The sequence below is a fragment of the Sorangium sp. So ce726 genome, assembly GCF_051521405.1.
Taxonomy (GTDB): domain Bacteria; phylum Myxococcota_A; class Polyangia; order Polyangiales; family Polyangiaceae; genus Sorangium.
Map to the genome: position 1 here is coordinate 5,011,109 of NZ_CP150349.1, position 17,412 is coordinate 5,028,520.

Sequence of the window (17,412 nt, forward strand, 5' to 3'; positions counted from 1 at the left end):
CGTTCTGGTAGCATCGCCCGCCTTGCCGGAGCTCCCTCTCACCCCTGCAGATCTCGACGCAGTGCTCGCGCCGCTCCCCAGCGCCCGGCCGCTGCCCGCGCGCGCGTACTGGGACGAGGACGTCTTTGCCTTCGAGCAGGCCGAGATCTTCGGGCGCTCCTGGCTCTGTGTCGGCCGTGAGGACGAGATCGCCCGCCCCGGAGAGTGGCTGCTCGCCCCCCTCACGCCGGCGGGCGTCGTCGTCCTCCGCGGCGCCGATCTGGAGATCCGCGCGTTCCACAACGTCTGCCGCCACCGGGCGGCGACGCTGCTCGACGGCCCGTGCGGCCGCCTCGCGCACCTCGAGTGCCCGTACCACGGCTGGACCTACGAGCTCTCCGGCGCGCTGCGCGCCGCGCCCCACGCGCCGCCCGGCTTCGACCGCGGCGCCCACGGGCTCCTCCCGGCGCGCGCCGGCGCCCTCTTCGGCTTCCTCTTCGTGACGCTCGATCCCGGCGCGCCGCCGCTCGAGAGCGCGATCGGCGAGGCGCCGCCGTGGCTCTCGCGCCCCGGGCTGCGCTCGCTCCGGCGGGGCAGGCGGGTGGAGTACGAGGTCGCCGCGAACTGGAAGCTCTGCGCGGAGAACTTCCAGGAGTCTCACCATTTCCCGCGCGTACACCCCGCGCTCGAGCGGCTGACCCCGTGCGACAACGCCGTGTCCTGGGGCCGGGGCGGCCCGTGGCTCGGCGGCATCATGGACCTCGTGCCCGGCGCCGACACGGTCTCGGCCAGCGCGACGCCCGGCGCGCGGCCGCTCATCGTCCCCGAGGCGGAGCGGCGGCGCGTGCGCGACGCCATGCTCTTCCCGGGCCTGCTCACGAGCCTCCAGCCCGACTACCTGCTCACGTACCGGCTCGCCCCGCGCGCGCCCGACAGGACGCTCGTGGTCGCCGACACGTACTTCCACCCTGCGGCGTTCACGCCAGGCTTCGATCCGGGCGACGTGTTCACCTTCTGGGACGCCGTGAACCGGGAAGACCGCGCCATCTGCGAGCGCCAGCAGCGCGGGATCCGCGCGCCGGGCTACGCACCCTCGACCTACGCCATGGTGGAAGACGGCGTCCACGCCTTCGACGGCATGGTCGCGCGCAGGTACCTCTCGGCGCTCCGCGCGACGACGGCATGAGCTAGCGCTGCGGCCGGTGGGGTCGCCCGTACGTCGACCTCTCGTCACTGCGCGACGCAGTTCGTCTTCATCACTTCCCAGACTGCATCTCCGGTGGCGATGCTACCGGCAGAGGTGGGGTGGATCCCGTCTTGTGTATACTCGTTGTGTCCGTTCCAGGTCGGACGAAGGTCCAACCAGGTGCACTTCGGCGACGTGAGCCCGTCGCACAATTCCTTCATCTTCGGTCGGAGCGCATCAAGGCAGGTCTTGAGCGAAGCGAACTGGTTTCCGATGGGGTCTGGATAGAAGAAATAGACCACCTTTTCGACGTTGTCCTTCTCCATGGTCTCGAACAGCGACTCCGCCGCCGCGAGGGCCGCGTCGCCGTCCCCTCTCAGCAAGCAGTCGTTTCCGCCCCCATCCATCAGCACGTACTTGATCATGCCGTTCTCCGCGGCCTGGCGGTACTGGCTGGGGATTTGATCGTTGGCCAACGTCGTGCCGCTGACCGAGTTGTCGACATAGCGCTCGTTCTCGGCGAGGGAGCCGTTGGCCTTGGCCTGCTTTTCGATCTGCTGCGTGATCCCGTGAGTTGCGGCGATGAACGATTCTCCGATGACCGCGACTTGATTTCCCCTGGTCTGACCCTTGACGCACTCGCCCGGGTCCCCGCCTGTGCCGACCGTCTCTCCTCCGCTGGCCGAGCTGCTGGCCTGCGCGGTGCTTGCGCTGCTGCTGCTCGAGGTGCTCCCGGCTGCTGCGCCTCCGGCACCGCTGGTGGCCACACCGCCCGTGCCGACCGTGACCTCCGCGCTGCTGGTGGTGGCCCCGTCAGGGGCGCCTCCGCCGGTCGAGGACGTACCACCGTCATTCGCCTCACCACAGGCCCAGATGCCGATGCTCAGGAGACCGAGAACGCTCAGTTTCGTGGCAACGTAGCGACGTATCGACCTCATTTTATTTCTCCAGTGTCCGCTTGGCGCCGAGGTTTCAAGCGGTGAAAGACCCTCATCGCCTTGTATTGACGATTCATCCGTGCATCGAAGGGGCCGCGTTCGCCCGATGCAGGTGACTGCCACGACGTCGTACCCAAGCCAGCTGACTCGATGTATAGGCATACTCGCCTATGCTCGATGCGAGGCGTCATGTTCATGTTGGTGGACTGAACAATTCGGGCGAGAGTCGAAATCGGTGTCTGCGCCACGACCCGGCCTTCTGGGAGTCCCCCGCGGCGTTCGGTCGCGAGCGTCGGTCGGGTCACGCGTGCGCCCCGCCGGACGCTCGTGATCGCCGGTACGTTGTTCCACCCGGCGGTGTTCACGCCAGGCTTCGATCCGGGCGACGTGTTCGCCTTCCGGGACGCCGTGAACCGGGAAGACCGCGCCATCTGCGAGCGCCAGCAGCGCCGGATCCGCGCGCCGGGCTACGCCCCGTCGACCTACGCCATGGTGGAGGAGGGCGCCCACACGTTTGACGGCATGGTCGCGCGCAGGTACCGCTCGGAGCGAGGACGGCATGAGCAAGCTCTGCGGCCTGTGGGGCCGCCCGTACATCGACCTGTCGCCGCTGCTCGACGCGGCGTGCTTCCCCGAGCTCGATCGCGAGATCGTGCGCGGCCTCTGCCGCGTCGAGCCCTCGTACACCGGCGGCAGCCTGAAATGGATGGGCGTGGTCGCGCCCTGGGTGCACGACGACCCGTACGTGGATTACGGTGAGGTCATCGGCGGCTTCTCGCGCGACGAGTTCTGCGACTTCATCGCGCTCGGCGCCGACCCGTCCGCCTTCGATCCCGACCGGCGGCGCGAGTACACGTTCGGAGACGAGACCGATCACCCGCTCACGCGGGCGCAGATGCTGTACCTGAAGTACCGTTACGGCGTCTATTTCCCCTGGAAGGTCTGCTATCACCTCCTCGAGAACGACCGCTGGGAAGACAAGCACTCGGGCGCCGGCAAGGACTTCTCGGCGGAGGCCAAGGCGGTGTTCCCCCGGACGGTCGAGTTCATCCGTAGCCTACCGTTCGTCGAGATCGGGCGGTGCGTCATCTTCGGCCTCGAGGCGAACGATCACGCGCCCGCGCACCGGGACACCGAGCCGGGGAGCGCCATCGGCGCGGCGCAGTCCATCTCGTTCGACCCGCGCGGCGACAAGCGGTTCTATCTCTGCGACAGGGAAGGGGAGGAGCGCACGATCGTCCGCGCGCCCATCTACTGGTTCAACGACATGGATTACCATGGGGTCGAGCCGGACCCGTTCTTTCGGTACTCGATCCGCGTGGACGGCGTGTTCAAGCCGGAGTTCGTGAAGCGGCTCCAGCGCCTGTACGGCCGGTAGGCGCGGGCAAGGGAGCAGCTGAGTACCACCGCGAGCCTGTGGCGGAGGCGACGGGAACGTACCGCCGCGAAGTGCGGCGCATCGCCAACCGCTTCCTGGAGGTCGGCCTCAGGGCGCGTCCAGGCTCCGCAGCCTTGCACGCCAGTATCCCGGCCTGCGCCGTCCGTGCGCGATGGCGAGCACGACGATGGTCTTGTCATGCACCAGGTACGGAAGAGAAAAAGGGAATCGTTGCAGGACGAACTTACGAGTCGGGACGGAGGTCTTGAGCCCCTGCCAGCGGGGCCACGCCTCGGGAGACTCGCGGATCGCTGCTACTGCTCGGGCGACCTCGGCGACGAATCCAGCCCCAATCCCGGCTGCCGGGCCTCGTACCACTCCGCCGCGGCCGTGAGCTCCTCGCGCGCTTCGCGGTGGTAGTGCGCCTTCACCGGCGAGTGGCGCCGAGTCGCGCGGCGAGTTGTTCATGGACGAGGTCCGCGTCTTCCAGCTCGGCCAGTCCGGAAAGGACCTCATCCGCCCGACGCTCGATCTCAGCCGCCCAGCGCCCCTCGACCTCTGTCTCTGCCGGGTCGTCCAGGCTGGCGAGGATCTCGTGCGCGAACTGTGCGCGGACGGATGGCGGGAGCCGCAGGACCTTGGCCAGTAGATCGCTCTCATGCTGCGACATGGTGCACTGGAACCTAGCACGATCGTGGTACCGCGCGCACCTCACAGCGGCCGCTCGGCTGCGGGGGCCGTGCCGGGATAGGATCTTCTATGGCACCGCGGCAGCTGCGGGCGGCGTGGCGGCAGACGCGGGGGGAGCGCCGTTCACCACGAGGTGGATGAACTGCAGCTTCGCCACGGCGGGGCGCGGCAGCACGAACGGGTAGAAGTCGTGCTGGCCCATGCTGCGCGACATCTCGTTGAGCACGGCCGTCAGCTCGACCCAGGCGTTCAAGAAGCCCAGGAAGGTCTCGGCCCCTCGGTCGTCCGGCCGCCACAGCGCGTCCGCGCCCCATGGCTCGACGTCGAGCTCCACCTCGTCGGCGTCGATGCCGAAGCTGAGCGCCGTATCGACGGTATCGACCATGTGGAGATAGTGGGCCCAGGTCTCGGCCCAGTCTTCCCACGGGTGCATGCTGGCGTAGGCGCTGACGAAGCGTTGCGGCCAGTCGGCCGGCGGCCCCTGCTCGTAGTTGGCCTTCAGCGCGGCGGCGTAGTCCTGCTGCTCGTCGCCGAACAGCTCCCGGAACGGCGCCAGCCACCCGGTGTCGCGCACCAGGCGGTCCCAGTAATAATGGCCGACCTCGTGCCGGAAGTGCCCGAGCAGCGTGCGGTAGGGCTCGCGCATCGCGGCGCGGGTGCGCTCGCGCGTGGCGTCGTCCGCCTCCTCGATGTTCAGCGTGATCACGCCGTCGGCGTGGCCGGTCATCACCCTGGGCCCGTCGGGCGGCGACGCGAGGAAGTCGAAGCACAGGCCGCGCTCCGGATCCTCGCCGATCTTGGACTTCACCGGCAGGTTCAGCGCCAGGAGCTGCGACACGAGCCGCCGTTTGGCCGTCTCGAGCAGGCGCCACTGCGCCTGGTGCTCGGCGACGGAGAGGTCTGGGATCGTGCGGTTGAGCCGGCACGCAGCGCAGAGCGCCGGCGCCTCGGCCGCCGCCGGGATGAGCCAGTTGCAGCCCGACGCCAGGTCGAAGTTGCCGCAGCGCTTGTAGAGCCGCGGCGGGTCCGCCGTGTCGTGCCAGATCTGCCAGGTGCCCTCGGCCGGTCCGGCCTTGAGCGGCAGGACCTGGGCGCGCTCGGGCTCGTAACCGAGCGGCGTCTTGCAGGCCAGGCATTCGCTGTTGCGGAAGAACACCGGTCTCTCGCACTGGCAGCGGTAGGCGCGCGGGGCGGTGGGCTGCTTGGTCCGCTTCCATGCGCTGCGCAGGCGCGCGATCAGACTGTCGAAGCGATTGGTCATGGTGGGTTGAGCGGCCTCGATCGTGTCGGCCTCAGCTCGCGATCGCAAGGCTCGCAAGCTGTATGCCAGGCCTGCGGCTCGGCGCTCGCGACATGACCGCGGCCCAGCGCGCTGTCGAGCCGTGCGCGAACGTCGCGGACGTCGCGGAGTGTCTCAGTGTGGCAAGAATGCGTCGCCCCGACCCAGGTTGGGAATCGGCCCAACCCGGGTCGACGAGCCGCGGCTCGGAAGGGGGATCCCTGAGGCGCGCGCCCGCGCGTCTTGCTACTTCGTCCCGCGGTAGCTCTCCGGCGGACCCAGGTAGCTCGGCTTGAGCCCACCCGTGTCCACCACGAGCTTCTGCACCACCACCGTCGGGTCGACCATCCAGAACTTCAGCACGTGCTCGCCCGGCTGAGCGATGGTGTGCGTTGTCGACGTGAGGTTCACGTTGTCGGACGTGTTCCTCTCCCAGGACTTGTTCATGGGAATGCCGTTGAGCGCCGTGGTGGTGTTCACGATCTGCGGCTGCCCGTCGTCGATCGACACGGCGTACTTCAGGCCGTCGGAGTGCCGCACGTTGTTCCTCGGCGACAGGTAGGCCCAGACCGTCACCTTCCCGCTCGTGAAGAGGTTCATCTTGTACTCGAGGCGCGGGCTCTCTCCGCCGGGCGTCTGCCTGGCCGAGGTGACCGGGAAGGGCGTCATGCCCGACTCCGTCCGGCCGATGTGCGGGATGAGCTGCCAGGTGATCGGATCCGCGCTCACGGCGCGGGTGAAGTGCTCGGCCTCGATGGAGACGTAACCGTTGCTCTCCACGAACCCTTCGAACTCTGCGAGGTTCACGGCCGGATTCTTGACAATGGCTTGCACGACCACGCTGCTGCCGCTCGGGCCCGTCACGGTGATGGGCACCTCCGTGGTCCCGTCGGGCGCAGCGGTCCAGTCGACGCTCACGCTGGCGCGCACCTCCTTCTCGATCTTGCCGTTGTTCGGCGTGATCTTCACCCACGGCACCGACGACTCGATCGTGTAGTCAAAGGCCTGCTGGCCGCGGTTGAAGACCTCGATGTACTGCGTCGGGTGGGTCTGGAACGGGCTGAACTCGGGCAGCACCGCGGCCGTCCGCTCTGCGGGCCAGTACTTGTCGGACCCGTCGATGGCCACGCCCATGCTCGCGTTGCTCGGCACGTTGAGCTGCTTGAGCGACGGCCAGATGAAGTCCTCCAGGACGCTGCCGTTCCTCTCCGGCTGCTGCCAGCCCGAGTCCGGATAGCTCCCGCCATAGCCGATCTTGGGCTGCGTCTGGAAGCCCTTCCACTTCCCGCCCGCCAGCGTCTCGTTGTAGTAGCGCGACATCGCCTTGTCGTCGGCGAGCCGAGCCTCGGCGGCCGCGGCCATCTCGCCGGTCGCGGCGCGCCCCTGAGCGGCGTAGAGGATGTTCTTGAACCCGGCCAGGCGGAGCTCGTACAGGTTGGCGCTGGCCTTCACCTGATAGAGCACGAGCTGGTAGTAGGCGTCCCGGACCTCCTCCGGCAGCTCCTGGTTGAGGCGCTCCGCCTCGGCCGCGAGCGCCTGCCACTCCGCGACGACCCGCTCCGCCTCGCTGTAATTGGTCAGGCTGAAGGGGCTGCCGTCGGAATAGACGATGGCGTTGTTCGGGTCCTGGGCGATATTGGCGCCGGCCCTGACGGTGATGAGCCGGTTGAGCAGCTCGGGCTTCCGGCGCGACTGGAGCTTCGAGTACATGGTCAGGACCTCGGCGATCTCGGCCGCGTGCTCCGGCCCGAACTGCTGCGCCGCCCACTTCCTCTCCCACACGGGGAGCCGCTCGATCGGCCATCGCTCGGGGTTCCACGCGTAGTCCAGGAAGAACTCGAGCGGGTGCTCCTCGTTCTTCATGTCGCCCACGTTCACCATCCAGAGCCGATCGACGCCGTAGCGGTACGACAGGTGGAGCTGCTCCCAGATGTTCGGGAGGAGGTTGGTGTCCACCCACTTGTAGTTGCGGCCGCCGCCCACGTAATCGAAGTGGTAGTAGAGCCCGTACCCGCCGGACCGCGGCTGCGCGGACAGATCGGGCAGCTCGCGCATGTTGCCCCAGTTGTCATCGCACCAGTTGATGATCACGTCGTCCGGCGCCCGCATGCCGTCGTCCCAGAAGGCCTGGACCTCCTTGTAGAGCGTCCAGACCTGCGGGATGGTGGTGACGTCCTTGCCCGTGACCTGGCCCAGGATCTCCCGCTGCGTCTTCACGATCCGCTGCATCAGATCGATGTTGCCGCCGTTGTCGATGGGGAGGTCGCCGTTGCCGCGCATCCCGACGGTCACCACGCTCTCGTAGTTCCCCATCCGCTTGATGCCGTCGGTCCAGTACTTCTTGAGGAACTCCGTGTTCTGGTCGAAATTGAACTGACCGCTTCCAAAGCGGTTCCACTCGTCCTGCGCCCGCATCATCGGGGCCTCGTGAGAGGTCCCCATCACGATCCCGTACTCGGCGGCCAGCTTCTGGTTCTCGGGATCGTCGTCGAAGAGCGACCTGCCCCACACGGCCGGCCACAGGTAGTTCGCCTTGAGGCGGAGCATCACCTCATAGACCTTGGCGTAGAGCTCGTGGTCGAAGCCGTCCTGGTGGCTCGCGTTGGGCGCGGGGCCGAACGTGTTGCGGGCCCAGGTGCCCAGGGCGGGGTTCTCGTCGTTGATGAAGAAGCCGCGGTACTTCACCTTCGGCTCCCCCTGCGAGTAGCTCCCCGGCAGGATGTACAGCGCAGGGTGCTTGTGCGCCGGGACGTCGTCCCAGTAGTACCAGGGGGACACGCCGATGTTCCTCGAGACGTCGTAGGCGCCGAAGATCGTCCCGCGCTGGTCGCTGCCGGCGATCACGAACGCGCGGCGAACGCCCGGCGCCGGGTCGCTCACGACCTGCAGGAGGGATGTCTCCCACCTGCCCTCGATCCCGGTGACGTCGAGCTTGTTCGCGCTCACCAGCTGGTCCACGAGCGGGCTCTTGCCCAGGGTCCCGATGATCACCACGTCGTCCGCGGCCGGGATCTCGTCGAGCGAGACCTGCGGTTCGATCTGGGTGACCCGGCCGATGTCGGCCTTGAGATCGTTCACAACCCGGATGACGCCCGGGAAATCGCTCGAGCTCACGACGAGCGGCGCGGCCTTGCCCTCGGCGGCCAAGGTGAAGCGGTCGGCGGCGGGCTCGAACGCGACGTACTTCTCCGGATCCTCCGGGTGGGGCGGGTCCGGATCGTCCGTCGGCGGGCCTGCGCCTCCTCCGGTCGGAGAGCCTGCGCCTCCTCCGGTCGGAGAGCCTGCGCCTCCTCCGGTCGGAGAGCCTGCGCCTCCTCCTGCCGGTGAGCCCGCGCCTGCTCCCGCCGTCGCCCCCGGATCGCCGGGCTGCGGCGACGCTTCGTCCGATCCCGAACAACCAGCCCCCAGCGCGGACAGCGAGAGGGGCAGTACCCCGCAGAGGATCCCCATCCGCACCATGGGCCCCCAGGTGGCCCAGAGCGCGCGGAGCGTTCGCCTGCCTCGGCCGGTACAGGGACGATCGACGCGCTGCGCGTTGATGGCTCCCCCCTGGGATTGCGTCAACTTGTTGGCTCTGCGCTCGCTATTGATGTGTGCCATCTGTGGCCTTTCCCGGCTGTTCAGGCGAATGGACGACGACCGCCGGCGGATGCGTGAGATGCGCCTGAGCAGGCACAGACACGAGCACGCAGCCCTCACTTGCTGTCGCGTACGAGGCGAGACTGCGGGGGTCCAGACACGCAGCCCGCTGGTCAGGCTCGGAAATGCCCGGAGCGCGCCGATCTGATCACGCCTGTCACGGCGAGGGCGGCAGGTCCGTTGTACCCTCCCGCGCCAGCTCCAGAGGGCGCACGGGACCGCGCCACATTTCTCGTAGGTGGAGGACCAGCCGCAGCCCCCCTCGCTGCTCGTGGCCGTCAGGCCGGCCGGGAGGGGGCCGCCGTCGATGACTCCGCCGATGGCTTTGCTACCCGTGGCGGGCAGGTCAGTTGGCGGGCACGAAACGCAGCGATGCGAGGCGCACGAGCTCGCCCTGGCCGCCCTTCACCTTCAAGTAGACCTCGTGCGTGCCCGACGTGGGCGCCACATTGCACGTCGTCGTCGTCCACTTCTCCCAGCCGTCGGTACCGGGGAGGGCGCAGGTGCCGATCATCGAGCCGCCTGCCAGCGGATCGATCCAGACCTCCACGGTGCCGCCGTCCCCGGCGCTCGAGGCCTCCAGCGCGATGGCCTTCGACTTTACACCCCCGCTGCCGAGGTCGACGCTCCCGAACATGGCCCAATCGCCGCTCTCCAGCTCACCGAGCACCGGTCCCGCCGACGTGCTCGACACGACCTGGGCGCCGGACTGCTGGTCCGCCTCCGCGGCCGGGATCGGGGTGAATCCGTCACGGTAGGTGAACAGGTCGAAGTAGGCACGGCTATTGGTCGCGAACATGCCGGCCTGGTTGCCAATCCAGGTGTGAGCCATGGCATAGAACCCGTCGAGCGTGGAGATGTCGATCTCGGGGCCTACCTGGGTCCATTCGACTCCATCCGCGCTGAACCAGCCCGTCGCCTTGTGCTCGGAGCGGACCAGCTTCAGCCAGACCGCTTTCCCGGAGGGTGCGGGGACCGACGCGCCCTCCACGACCGGCTCGGCGAGCTCGGTGTACGCGGCCCCCGCCTCGGCCGGGGCCTGCACCGAGCGCGACCGGAAGGAGAAGCGAATCCTGTCTTCCTCGCCCTCCATGACCCGCGCCACCGAGACGTCCATGATGGCGGGGAGCCTGAACTTCTCGCTGTCGTTCATCCACGTCGGGCAGGAAAGCACCTGCTCGTCCTGCCAGTAGCCGTTGCCCACGCGGATGCCGGCCGCGTCCCCGTCGGCCGCGGGCGTGAACTCGACCCTCGCGACCATGCTGCTCGAGCGCAGCGTGTCCTTCTGAACGACCCACGCGGTCCCTCCGGTCCCCGGCGTGATCCGCAGCCACCCCGGGCGATCCGCCACCGAGTACTTGTCCTCCGACGCGCCGTAGGTGGTCCACGCGGAGTTGATCGTGGCCGACGAGAAATCGTCGTTCACGGGCAGCAGGAAGGGCACGCCGCTCTGCGGCAGCTTGGGCGCGGACAGATCGCCCTTCTTGGTCGGGTATCGCGGGACCGGGATCGTCTTCCCGTTCACCTCTTGGTCGACCCAGGTCACCTCCAGCAGCAGCCCCTCGCGGCCAAGCCCCTGCCAGTCGCCGTTCTTCGCGGTCTTGGTGTCGTCGGTGCCCACGTTGCTGCAGTCGTACGAGTGGGCAAAGACCCACCACGAGTCGTCCTTCAGCCCGATCGGCGCGGTGGTGTGCTGGACGCCGGCGTACGGCTCCTCGCCGGTAAGGACATAGCCGAGCCAGGTCCAGTCCGCGGGGGTGCTGCCGACGAGCTTCTTCGAAGCCCAGGCGTGCAGCTGGCCGCCGCAGGCCGTGTGCGTCGAGACGAAGTAGTAGTACCAGTCGCCGCGCTTGACCATCGTCGGCCCCTCGGCCCACTTGCTCCAGTCAGGATTCGTGAAGTCGCCGCAGCCGCCGGTCTCCTGGTCCCAGTTGATGAAGCTCATGTCGATGCTCGACTCGGGCAGCAGCATCCCTGTGTCGGGATCGATCTCGGTGACCAGGTTGATACCGAAGTCGTTCGGGTGATCCGCGTCCCATTTGCACAGGCCGTTCTTGATGATCATGTAGGTCTTTTTGCTGTCGGGATCGACGAAGACCGAATTGTCGGAGCCGGTCCCTCGTTCGTACGAGGTCTCGCTGCCGGGCGGCGTGTAGGGGAAGATGTCGACCTTGGTGGGCTCTGACCACGGGCCCTCGAGGCTCGGCGCCGAGGAGAAATGCTGGGTGGCCCCGATGGAGTAATAGACCCGGTACACATCGCCGGCCTTGACGATGAAGCCGCCCCAGGTGCCCTGGCCCGGGCCGAGCTGCGCCTCCAACGCGGGAGCGGTGGAGTGGACCACCCGGTTCATGCGCTCCCAGTGAAGGAGATCCGTCGAGTGCAGGATCTCGAAGGCGGGCATCATGTGGAAATTCGACCCGACCAGGTAGAAGTCGTCGCCTTCCCGGTAGATGTTCATGTCCGGGTGATCGCCGGGCAGGACGGGATTCTGGTAGGTCGTCCCCTCGAAGGCCGCGTCGCCGTCGCCGCCCGCCCCACCGCCGCCGGCGTTCGGAGAGCCACCCGTGCCCCCGGAACCACCGTCGCCGCCCGTTCCAGATCCAGTTCCACCTCCGGATCCGCCCTGACCCGCGGAGCTTCCCGAGGTTGATCCGGACGAGGTGCTCGATCCCGCCGGGGTGGGATCTGGCTCGGACGAGCCGCACCCCATCGCGATCAATCCAACAAAAGTGACAATCCCTGCCGCAGAGGAGCGCACGATGACCTCCCAGTTCCTTGTTGTGAACGTTTGAATTATCGAGGGCTTCCGAAACGATCCATGAACGGGCACGAACGTGCCTATGGCTGCCCCACGGGCCCTGGCGGCACGCCCTTCATCCCCCTCGTGTCACGCCGTACGGGTGCGCCGCTCGAAGATCCGCTGCAGCAGGCAGGCGACCAGAAGGAGCAGCCCGATGACGATCTTGGTCCACCAGGAGCTGAGCGTGCCCTCGAACATGATGAGGGTCTGGATGGTGCCGTGGATGAGCACTCCGAACAGGGTGCCGACGACGGTACCGTGGCCGCCCGTCAGCAGGGTCCCGCCGATGACGACGGCGGCGATGGCGTCCATCTCCATTCCGCCGGCGTGCAGCGCGTAGCCGGACACCATGTAGAACGTGAAGGCGACGCCCGCCAGCGCCGAGCAGAACCCGCTCCAGGTGTAGATGAGCACCTTGGTCCACGGCACCGGCAGGCCCATGAGCAGGGCGGATTGTTCGCCGCCGCCGATCGCATAGACCGTGCGGCCGAAGCTCGTGTAATGCGCGATGTAGACGGCCGCGGCGAACAGCGCGAGCGCGATGACCACATTCCAGGTGATCGAGGTGTCGAACAGGAACGGGATGCGGTGCGACGAGACGTCGACGTAGAAACCGTTCTGGATCGTGATGGAGTCGATGCTGATGAGGTAACAGAGCCCGCGCGCCAGGAACATGCCTGCCAGGGTGACGATGAAGGGCTGCACCTTGAAGTACTGGATGACGACCCCCATCACGAGGCCGATGCCCGCGCCCATGGCCAGCACGAGCGGGATGACCACCGCCGGGCTCAAGCCGTGCTTCTCGACGAGCGACGCAGAGACCATCGTCGTCAGCGCGATGACCGAGCCGACCGAGAGGTCGATCCCGCCGGAGAGGATGACGAAGGTCATCCCGATGGCGGTGATCAAAAGGAACGCATTGTCGATGAAGAAGTTGAGGAACACCTGCAGCGAGAAGAACCCCTCGAACAGGTACGACCCGGCCAGGAACATGAGCACGAACAGGCTGCTGGTGACCGCGAGCGGCAGGTGCCTCGGGTCGATCCGGACGGAGCGCCCGGTCGCGGCGGCGGTGCCGCTCCGTCCGGTCGCGGCGATGGTGCCGCTCCGTCCGGTCACGGCGGCGGTGTCGATCATGGTGTGGCCACCCTCCTCGTCCGTTGCTTTGCGATGAGATCCCTGACCTTCTGCGATTGCAGGATGGTGATCAGGAAGACGACGAGCGCCTTCACCACCAGGTTGACCTCGGGCGGCACGCCGGCGGAGTAGATGGTGGTGGTGAGCGTCTGGATGATCAGGGCCCCGATGACGCTCCCCGCCAGCGTGAATTTGCCCCCGGAGAGCGATGTCCCGCCCAGGACCACGGCCAGGATGGCGTCGAGCTCGAAGAGGAGGCCCGCGTTGTTCCCGTCGGCGCTCTTGACGTTCGAGCTCACGATGAGCCCGGCGATGCCGGCGCACAGGCCGCACACGGCATAACAGGCGAAGGTGATCGAGCGCGCGCGGATCCCGGCCAGCCGTGAGGCGATCGGGTTCACCCCGATCGCCTCGATGAACATGCCGAGCGCGGTCTTGCGGGTCAGGGCCCAGAGGACGGCGCTCAGGCCCGCCACGATGAACAGCGAGACCGGGATCCCCAGGAGGAAGCCGTTCCCGATGACGTGATACGGGCTGTAGTAGATGGTGATGATCTGGCCGCCCGTGATGAGCTGGGCGATGCCTCGCCCCGTGACGAGCAGGATCAGGGTCGCGATGATCGGCTGCATGCCAAAGAACGAAACCAGCGCTCCGTTCCACATGCCGAGCGCCAGCGCCACGCCCAGCGCGCTCCAGACGACGATCGGCAGCGGAACACGCGTCGCGTCCGCCATGCCCGTCCCGCCGCTCGACGAGAGCTCGCCGCCGATCAGCACCGCCGCGACCGCGCCCGAGATGGCCACGACCGCGCCGACCGAGATGTCGATGCCGCGGGTGGCGATCACCAGGGTGAGCCCCATGGTGATGATCATGAGCGGCGATGCGCGGTTCAGGATGTCGATGACGCTGCCGTAGAGGTGCCCGTCCTTGACCGTGATGGCGAAGAACTGCGGATTGCTGACGAGATTGAACAGCAGAAGGAAGCCGAGCATCGCCAGCGGCCAGAACGTGCTCCCGCTGGCGAGCCGGCGCAGGGAGGCGGCGGCCGCGCTCACGGCTGACCTCCTGCGATGATCTGGTACACCGCCTGCTCGTCGGTCTCGTCCGCGGCGAGCTCCGCCACCTTGCGCCGGTCGCGCAGGACGACGACCTGATCCGAGTAGCGCAGCGCCTCGGCCATCTCCGAGGAGACGATCACCACCGCCATGCCCTGATCGCAGAGATCCATGACCTGGCCCATGATCTCGCCCTTGGCCGCCACGTCGATGCCGCGGGTCGGCTCGTCGAGGATGAGCATGCGCGGATCGGTCGCCAGCCAGCGGGCCAGGAGCGCCTTCTGCTGGTTGCCGCCGCTCAGCTTGGAGATGGGCACCTCCGCGTCGGCGGCCACGATGCCGAGCCGCTGGATGTAGCGGCGGGCGATGGCGTCCTGCCGGTCCCGGGACAGGGTGCGGAAGATGCCGCGCTTGGCCTGGAGGGCGACGACGATGTTCTCGCGCAGCGACAGGTCGCCGAGGATCCCCTCGACCTTCCGGTCCTCGGGGCAGAAGCCGAGGCCGCGCGCGATCGCGTCGAGCGGCGAGCCGATGCGCGCCGGTTCCCCGTCGATCTCGATGGATCCCTGGTCCGCCCCGTCGATCCCGAACAGGAGCCGCGCCGTCTCCGTCTTTCCGGCGCCCAGGAGGCCGGCGAGGCCGAGCGCTTCACCGCGCTGCACGTCGAGATCGACCTCGCTGACCGAGCCCTTCTTGCCGAGCCCTCGCGCCCGCAACAGGGGCGCTTGCCCGCCCGCCGATCTCGGCGCCCGCGCGCGCTCGGCCCGGACCGGGCCGTCCTCCGCGACCTCGCGCCCGACCATCCGCGTGACGAGCTCCATGCGCGACAGCTCGGCGGCGGGAGCTTCGCCGACCAGCTGACCGTTCCTCAGCACCGTGATCCGGTCGGAGATCTCGAATACCTGGTCGAGGAAGTGCGAGATGAAAAGGATCGCCATCCCTTGCGCCTTGAGCCGCCGGATGACCGAGAAGAGCGTCTTCACCTCGTCCTCGGCCAGGCTCGAGGTCGGCTCGTCGAGGACGAGGATCTTCGCCCGGGCGCAGAGCGCGCGGGCGATCGCGACGATCTGCTGCACGGCGATGGAGAAGGTCGAGAGCGGCGCGGCGACGTCGACGTGGATATGGAGGTCCGCGAGCAGGGCGCTCGCCTTCCGGCGCATCTCCCCCCACCGGATCGCGAAGACACCGGCGTCCTCGCGCCCGAGGAAGATGTTCTCGGCCACGGAGAGGTTGGTGCAGAGGTTCACCTCCTGGAACACGGCGCTGATGCCGAGCGCCTGCGCGCCCTGCGGGCTCGAGGGCCTGATCTCCCGGCCCTCGAGCAGGATCTGCCCGTCATCCGGGGGGTGGACGCCGGTCAGGACCTTGACCAGCGTCGATTTGCCCGCGCCGTTCTGCCCCATGAGCGTGTGCACTTCCCCGGGCAGCAGGCGAAAATCGACCGACGAGAGCGCCTGCACGCCAGGAAATCGCTTGGAGATCCGCTTCATTTCGAGCACGGGCACGGCTCCGCTCTGCATCGCTCACGTCCTCCCCGGCGGTCTCCGCCGCGCCACCGCTGCGCGCGCTCAGTACTTGCGCTTCGGGAACTCCTGGGCGGCGGTCTCCATCGGGAAGACGCCTTCCTCGGTGACGATGCGCTTCGGCAGCTGCTTGCCCGCCATCAGGTCGTTCACAGCGCTCATCAGCTGCGGCCCGAGGAGGGGGCTGCACTCGACCGTCACGTTGAGCTTGCCGGCCATCATCGCCTCGAACGCGCCCTTCACCGCGTCGATCGAGATGATGAGGATGTCCTTGCCGGGGCGGAGCCCCGCCTCCTCGATGGCCTGGATCGCGCCGATCGCCATGTCGTCGTTGTGGGCATAGAGGACGTGGATGTTCTTGCCCTCCGCCTTGAGGAACGCCTCCATGACCTCCTTGCCCTTGGCGCGCGTGAAGTCGCCCGTCTGCGAGCGGAGGATCTTGAACTGGGGCTTGTCCTTGAGGATCTCCTCGAACCCCTTCTTGCGATCGATCGCGGGGGCCGAGCCGACGGTGCCCTGCAGCTCGACGATGTTGATCGGGTCCTTCTGGTCCTTCGTCTTCTCGACCAGCCACTTCGCCGCGCGGCGGCCCTCCTCGACGAAGTCCGACCCCATGAAGCTGACCCAGAGGCTGTCGTCCTTCGTATCCACGGAGCGATCGGTCAGGATGACGGGGATCTTCGCCGCCTTGGCCTCGCGCAGGACGGGCTCCCAGCCGGTCTCAACCACGGGCGAGAAGGCGATGACGTCGACCTTCTGGGCGATGAACGACCGGATGGCCTTGATCTGGTTCTCCTGCTTCTGCTGCGCGTCGGAGAGCTTGAGATCGATCCCGGCCGCCTTGGCGGACTCCTCGATCGACTTCGTGTTCGCGGTCCGCCACTCGCTCTCCGCGCCGATCTGGGAGAACCCGAGCGTGATCTGCTTGTTTTCCTTTTGACAGCCCTGCCCGACCAGGATCAGCGCCAGCCCTGCCAGCGCCACCATCCCCGTGGTGACAAAGTTTCTCCTCTTCATGGCGCAGCTCCTCTCCTCTTGTCCATCGCCTCGTTCCATGAGGCACCTCGCTCATCCTCGCCGTCGTCCCCCGACGTACGGCGTCACTTCTGCCCGTAGTACGCCTTTTTCCCGTGCTTCCGGTCGAAGTGCTTGCGCACGAGCGCGTCCGGTAGGCGCGCGGAGCCCGGGTGGATCGTGCGGGTGATGAACGCCATCCTCGCGATCTCCTCGAGCACCGCCGCATTGTACACCGCCTTCTCGGCGTCCTCTCCCCACGCGAAGGGGCCGTGTCCCGCCACCAGCACCATCGGTGTGTGAAGCGGGCTACGATCCCTGAAGCACTCGACGATCTGCTTCCCGGTCTCCGTCTCGTAGTCGCCCTCCACGGCGTCCGGCCGCATCACCTCGGTGCAGGGCACGTCCTCGGCCAGGTGATCCGCGTGCGTCGTACCGTAGATCGGGATCGGCGTGCCCGTCTGCGCCCAGCTCGTCGCGTAGGTCGAGTGCGTGTGTACGACGCCACCCACCCCGCGGAAGCTCGCGTAGAGAACGATATGTGTCCTGGTATCCGAGGAGGGGCGGAGGTGTCCTTCCACCACCTTCCCGTCCAGATCGACCACGACCATGTCGTCGGCCGACAGCCGATCGTACGGGACGCCGCTCGGCTTGATGGCCAGGACGCCCCTGTCGCGATCGAACGCCGAGACGTTGCCGAACGTGTAGATAGCGAGCCCCCGGCGCGGGATCTCCATGTTCGCCGTGAAGGCGCGCTCGCGCAGCTCTCGATAGGTCGCGCTCACGTCATG

General features: G+C 67.7%; 12 protein-coding genes and 1 pseudogene. 3 read left to right on the forward strand and 10 right to left on the reverse strand.

Annotated features, from left to right (window positions below):
- Positions 1-22: 22 nt before the first annotated feature.
- Entirely contained in the window at positions 23-1,165 is a 1,143-nt protein-coding gene (locus WME79_RS18605) for an aromatic ring-hydroxylating oxygenase subunit alpha (RefSeq protein ID WP_437537551.1), read from the forward strand.
- Positions 1,166-1,209: 44 nt separating this feature from the next.
- On the opposite strand, the gene WME79_RS18610 is transcribed toward WME79_RS18605, so the two are convergent.
- Complete coding sequence (locus WME79_RS18610) at positions 1,210-2,103, reverse strand: SGNH/GDSL hydrolase family protein (protein WP_437537554.1); 894 nt, start codon at positions 2,101-2,103, stop codon at positions 1,210-1,212.
- A 357-nt stretch (positions 2,104-2,460) separates the two neighbouring features.
- On the opposite strand from WME79_RS18610, the pseudogene WME79_RS18615 reads away from it, so the two are divergent.
- Positions 2,461-2,586: pseudogene (locus WME79_RS18615) on the forward strand (aromatic ring-hydroxylating oxygenase subunit alpha); the annotation flags it as partial.
- A gap of 76 nt (positions 2,587-2,662) precedes the next feature.
- Complete coding sequence (locus tag WME79_RS18620; protein WP_437537556.1) at positions 2,663-3,481, forward strand: hypothetical protein; 819 nt, start codon at positions 2,663-2,665, stop codon at positions 3,479-3,481.
- A 427-nt stretch (positions 3,482-3,908) separates the two neighbouring features.
- Here WME79_RS18620 and WME79_RS18625 read toward each other — a convergent pair whose 3' ends face one another.
- The 9 genes from WME79_RS18625 to WME79_RS18665 all read right to left on the reverse strand — a co-directional run bounded on the left by WME79_RS18625 (position 3,909) and on the right by WME79_RS18665 (position 17,406).
- Positions 3,909-4,151 (reverse strand): addiction module protein, encoded by a 243-nt coding sequence (locus WME79_RS18625; RefSeq protein WP_437537559.1) that lies wholly within the window; start codon positions 4,149-4,151, stop codon positions 3,909-3,911.
- A gap of 87 nt (positions 4,152-4,238) precedes the next feature.
- On the reverse strand, positions 4,239-5,432 hold the full coding sequence (locus tag WME79_RS18630) for a zinc-binding metallopeptidase family protein (RefSeq protein ID WP_437537561.1): 1,194 nt from the start codon (positions 5,430-5,432) through the stop codon (positions 4,239-4,241).
- A gap of 264 nt (positions 5,433-5,696) precedes the next feature.
- Positions 5,697-9,050 (reverse strand): glycosyl hydrolase 115 family protein, encoded by a 3,354-nt coding sequence (locus WME79_RS18635; protein ID WP_437537563.1) that lies wholly within the window; start codon positions 9,048-9,050, stop codon positions 5,697-5,699.
- Between the two features lie 385 nt (positions 9,051-9,435).
- Entirely contained in the window at positions 9,436-11,802 is a 2,367-nt protein-coding gene (locus WME79_RS18640; protein ID WP_437537566.1) for a family 43 glycosylhydrolase, read from the reverse strand.
- A gap of 177 nt (positions 11,803-11,979) precedes the next feature.
- The gene (gene yjfF, locus WME79_RS18645) at positions 11,980-13,029 is read right to left on the reverse strand and encodes a galactofuranose ABC transporter, permease protein YjfF (protein ID WP_437537569.1); all 1,050 of its coding nucleotides are present in this window, start codon (positions 13,027-13,029) and stop codon (positions 11,980-11,982) included.
- On the reverse strand, positions 13,026-14,084 hold the full coding sequence (locus tag WME79_RS18650) for an ABC transporter permease (RefSeq protein ID WP_437537572.1): 1,059 nt from the start codon (positions 14,082-14,084) through the stop codon (positions 13,026-13,028). Before WME79_RS18650 ends, yjfF begins: the two co-directional genes overlap by 4 nt.
- Positions 14,081-15,604: a sugar ABC transporter ATP-binding protein gene (locus tag WME79_RS18655; protein WP_437537575.1), complete on the reverse strand. Its 1,524-nt coding sequence runs from the start codon at positions 15,602-15,604 to the stop codon at positions 14,081-14,083. Before WME79_RS18655 ends, WME79_RS18650 begins: the two co-directional genes overlap by 4 nt.
- A gap of 48 nt (positions 15,605-15,652) precedes the next feature.
- Positions 15,653-16,624 carry an ABC transporter substrate-binding protein gene (locus WME79_RS18660; RefSeq protein WP_437537578.1) on the reverse strand — a complete coding sequence of 324 codons (972 nt, stop codon included), beginning with the start codon at positions 16,622-16,624 and terminating at the stop codon, positions 15,653-15,655.
- Positions 16,625-16,707: 83 nt separating this feature from the next.
- On the reverse strand, positions 16,708-17,406 hold the full coding sequence (locus WME79_RS18665; protein ID WP_437537581.1) for an L-ribulose-5-phosphate 4-epimerase: 699 nt from the start codon (positions 17,404-17,406) through the stop codon (positions 16,708-16,710).
- Positions 17,407-17,412: the final 6 nt, after the last annotated feature.

Bases quoted from the DNA above. Each gene is read 5' to 3' on its own strand.
- WME79_RS18660 (WP_437537578.1), bottom strand. From the start codon at position 16,624: ATGAAGAGGAGAAACTTTGTCACCACGGGGATGGTGGCGCTGGCAGGG.
- WME79_RS18625 (WP_437537559.1), bottom strand. From the start codon at position 4,151: ATGTCGCAGCATGAGAGCGATCTACTGGCCAAGGTCCTGCGGCTCCCG.
- WME79_RS18655 (WP_437537575.1), bottom strand. From the start codon at position 15,604: ATGCAGAGCGGAGCCGTGCCCGTGCTCGAAATGAAGCGGATCTCCAAG.
- WME79_RS18620 (WP_437537556.1), top strand. From the start codon at position 2,663: ATGAGCAAGCTCTGCGGCCTGTGGGGCCGCCCGTACATCGACCTGTCG.
- yjfF (WP_437537569.1), bottom strand. From the start codon at position 13,029: ATGATCGACACCGCCGCCGTGACCGGACGGAGCGGCACCATCGCCGCG.
- WME79_RS18610 (WP_437537554.1), bottom strand. From the start codon at position 2,103: ATGAGGTCGATACGTCGCTACGTTGCCACGAAACTGAGCGTTCTCGGT.
- WME79_RS18630 (WP_437537561.1), bottom strand. From the start codon at position 5,432: ATGACCAATCGCTTCGACAGTCTGATCGCGCGCCTGCGCAGCGCATGG.
- WME79_RS18635 (WP_437537563.1), bottom strand. From the start codon at position 9,050: ATGGCACACATCAATAGCGAGCGCAGAGCCAACAAGTTGACGCAATCC.
- WME79_RS18640 (WP_437537566.1), bottom strand. From the start codon at position 11,802: ATGGGGTGCGGCTCGTCCGAGCCAGATCCCACCCCGGCGGGATCGAGC.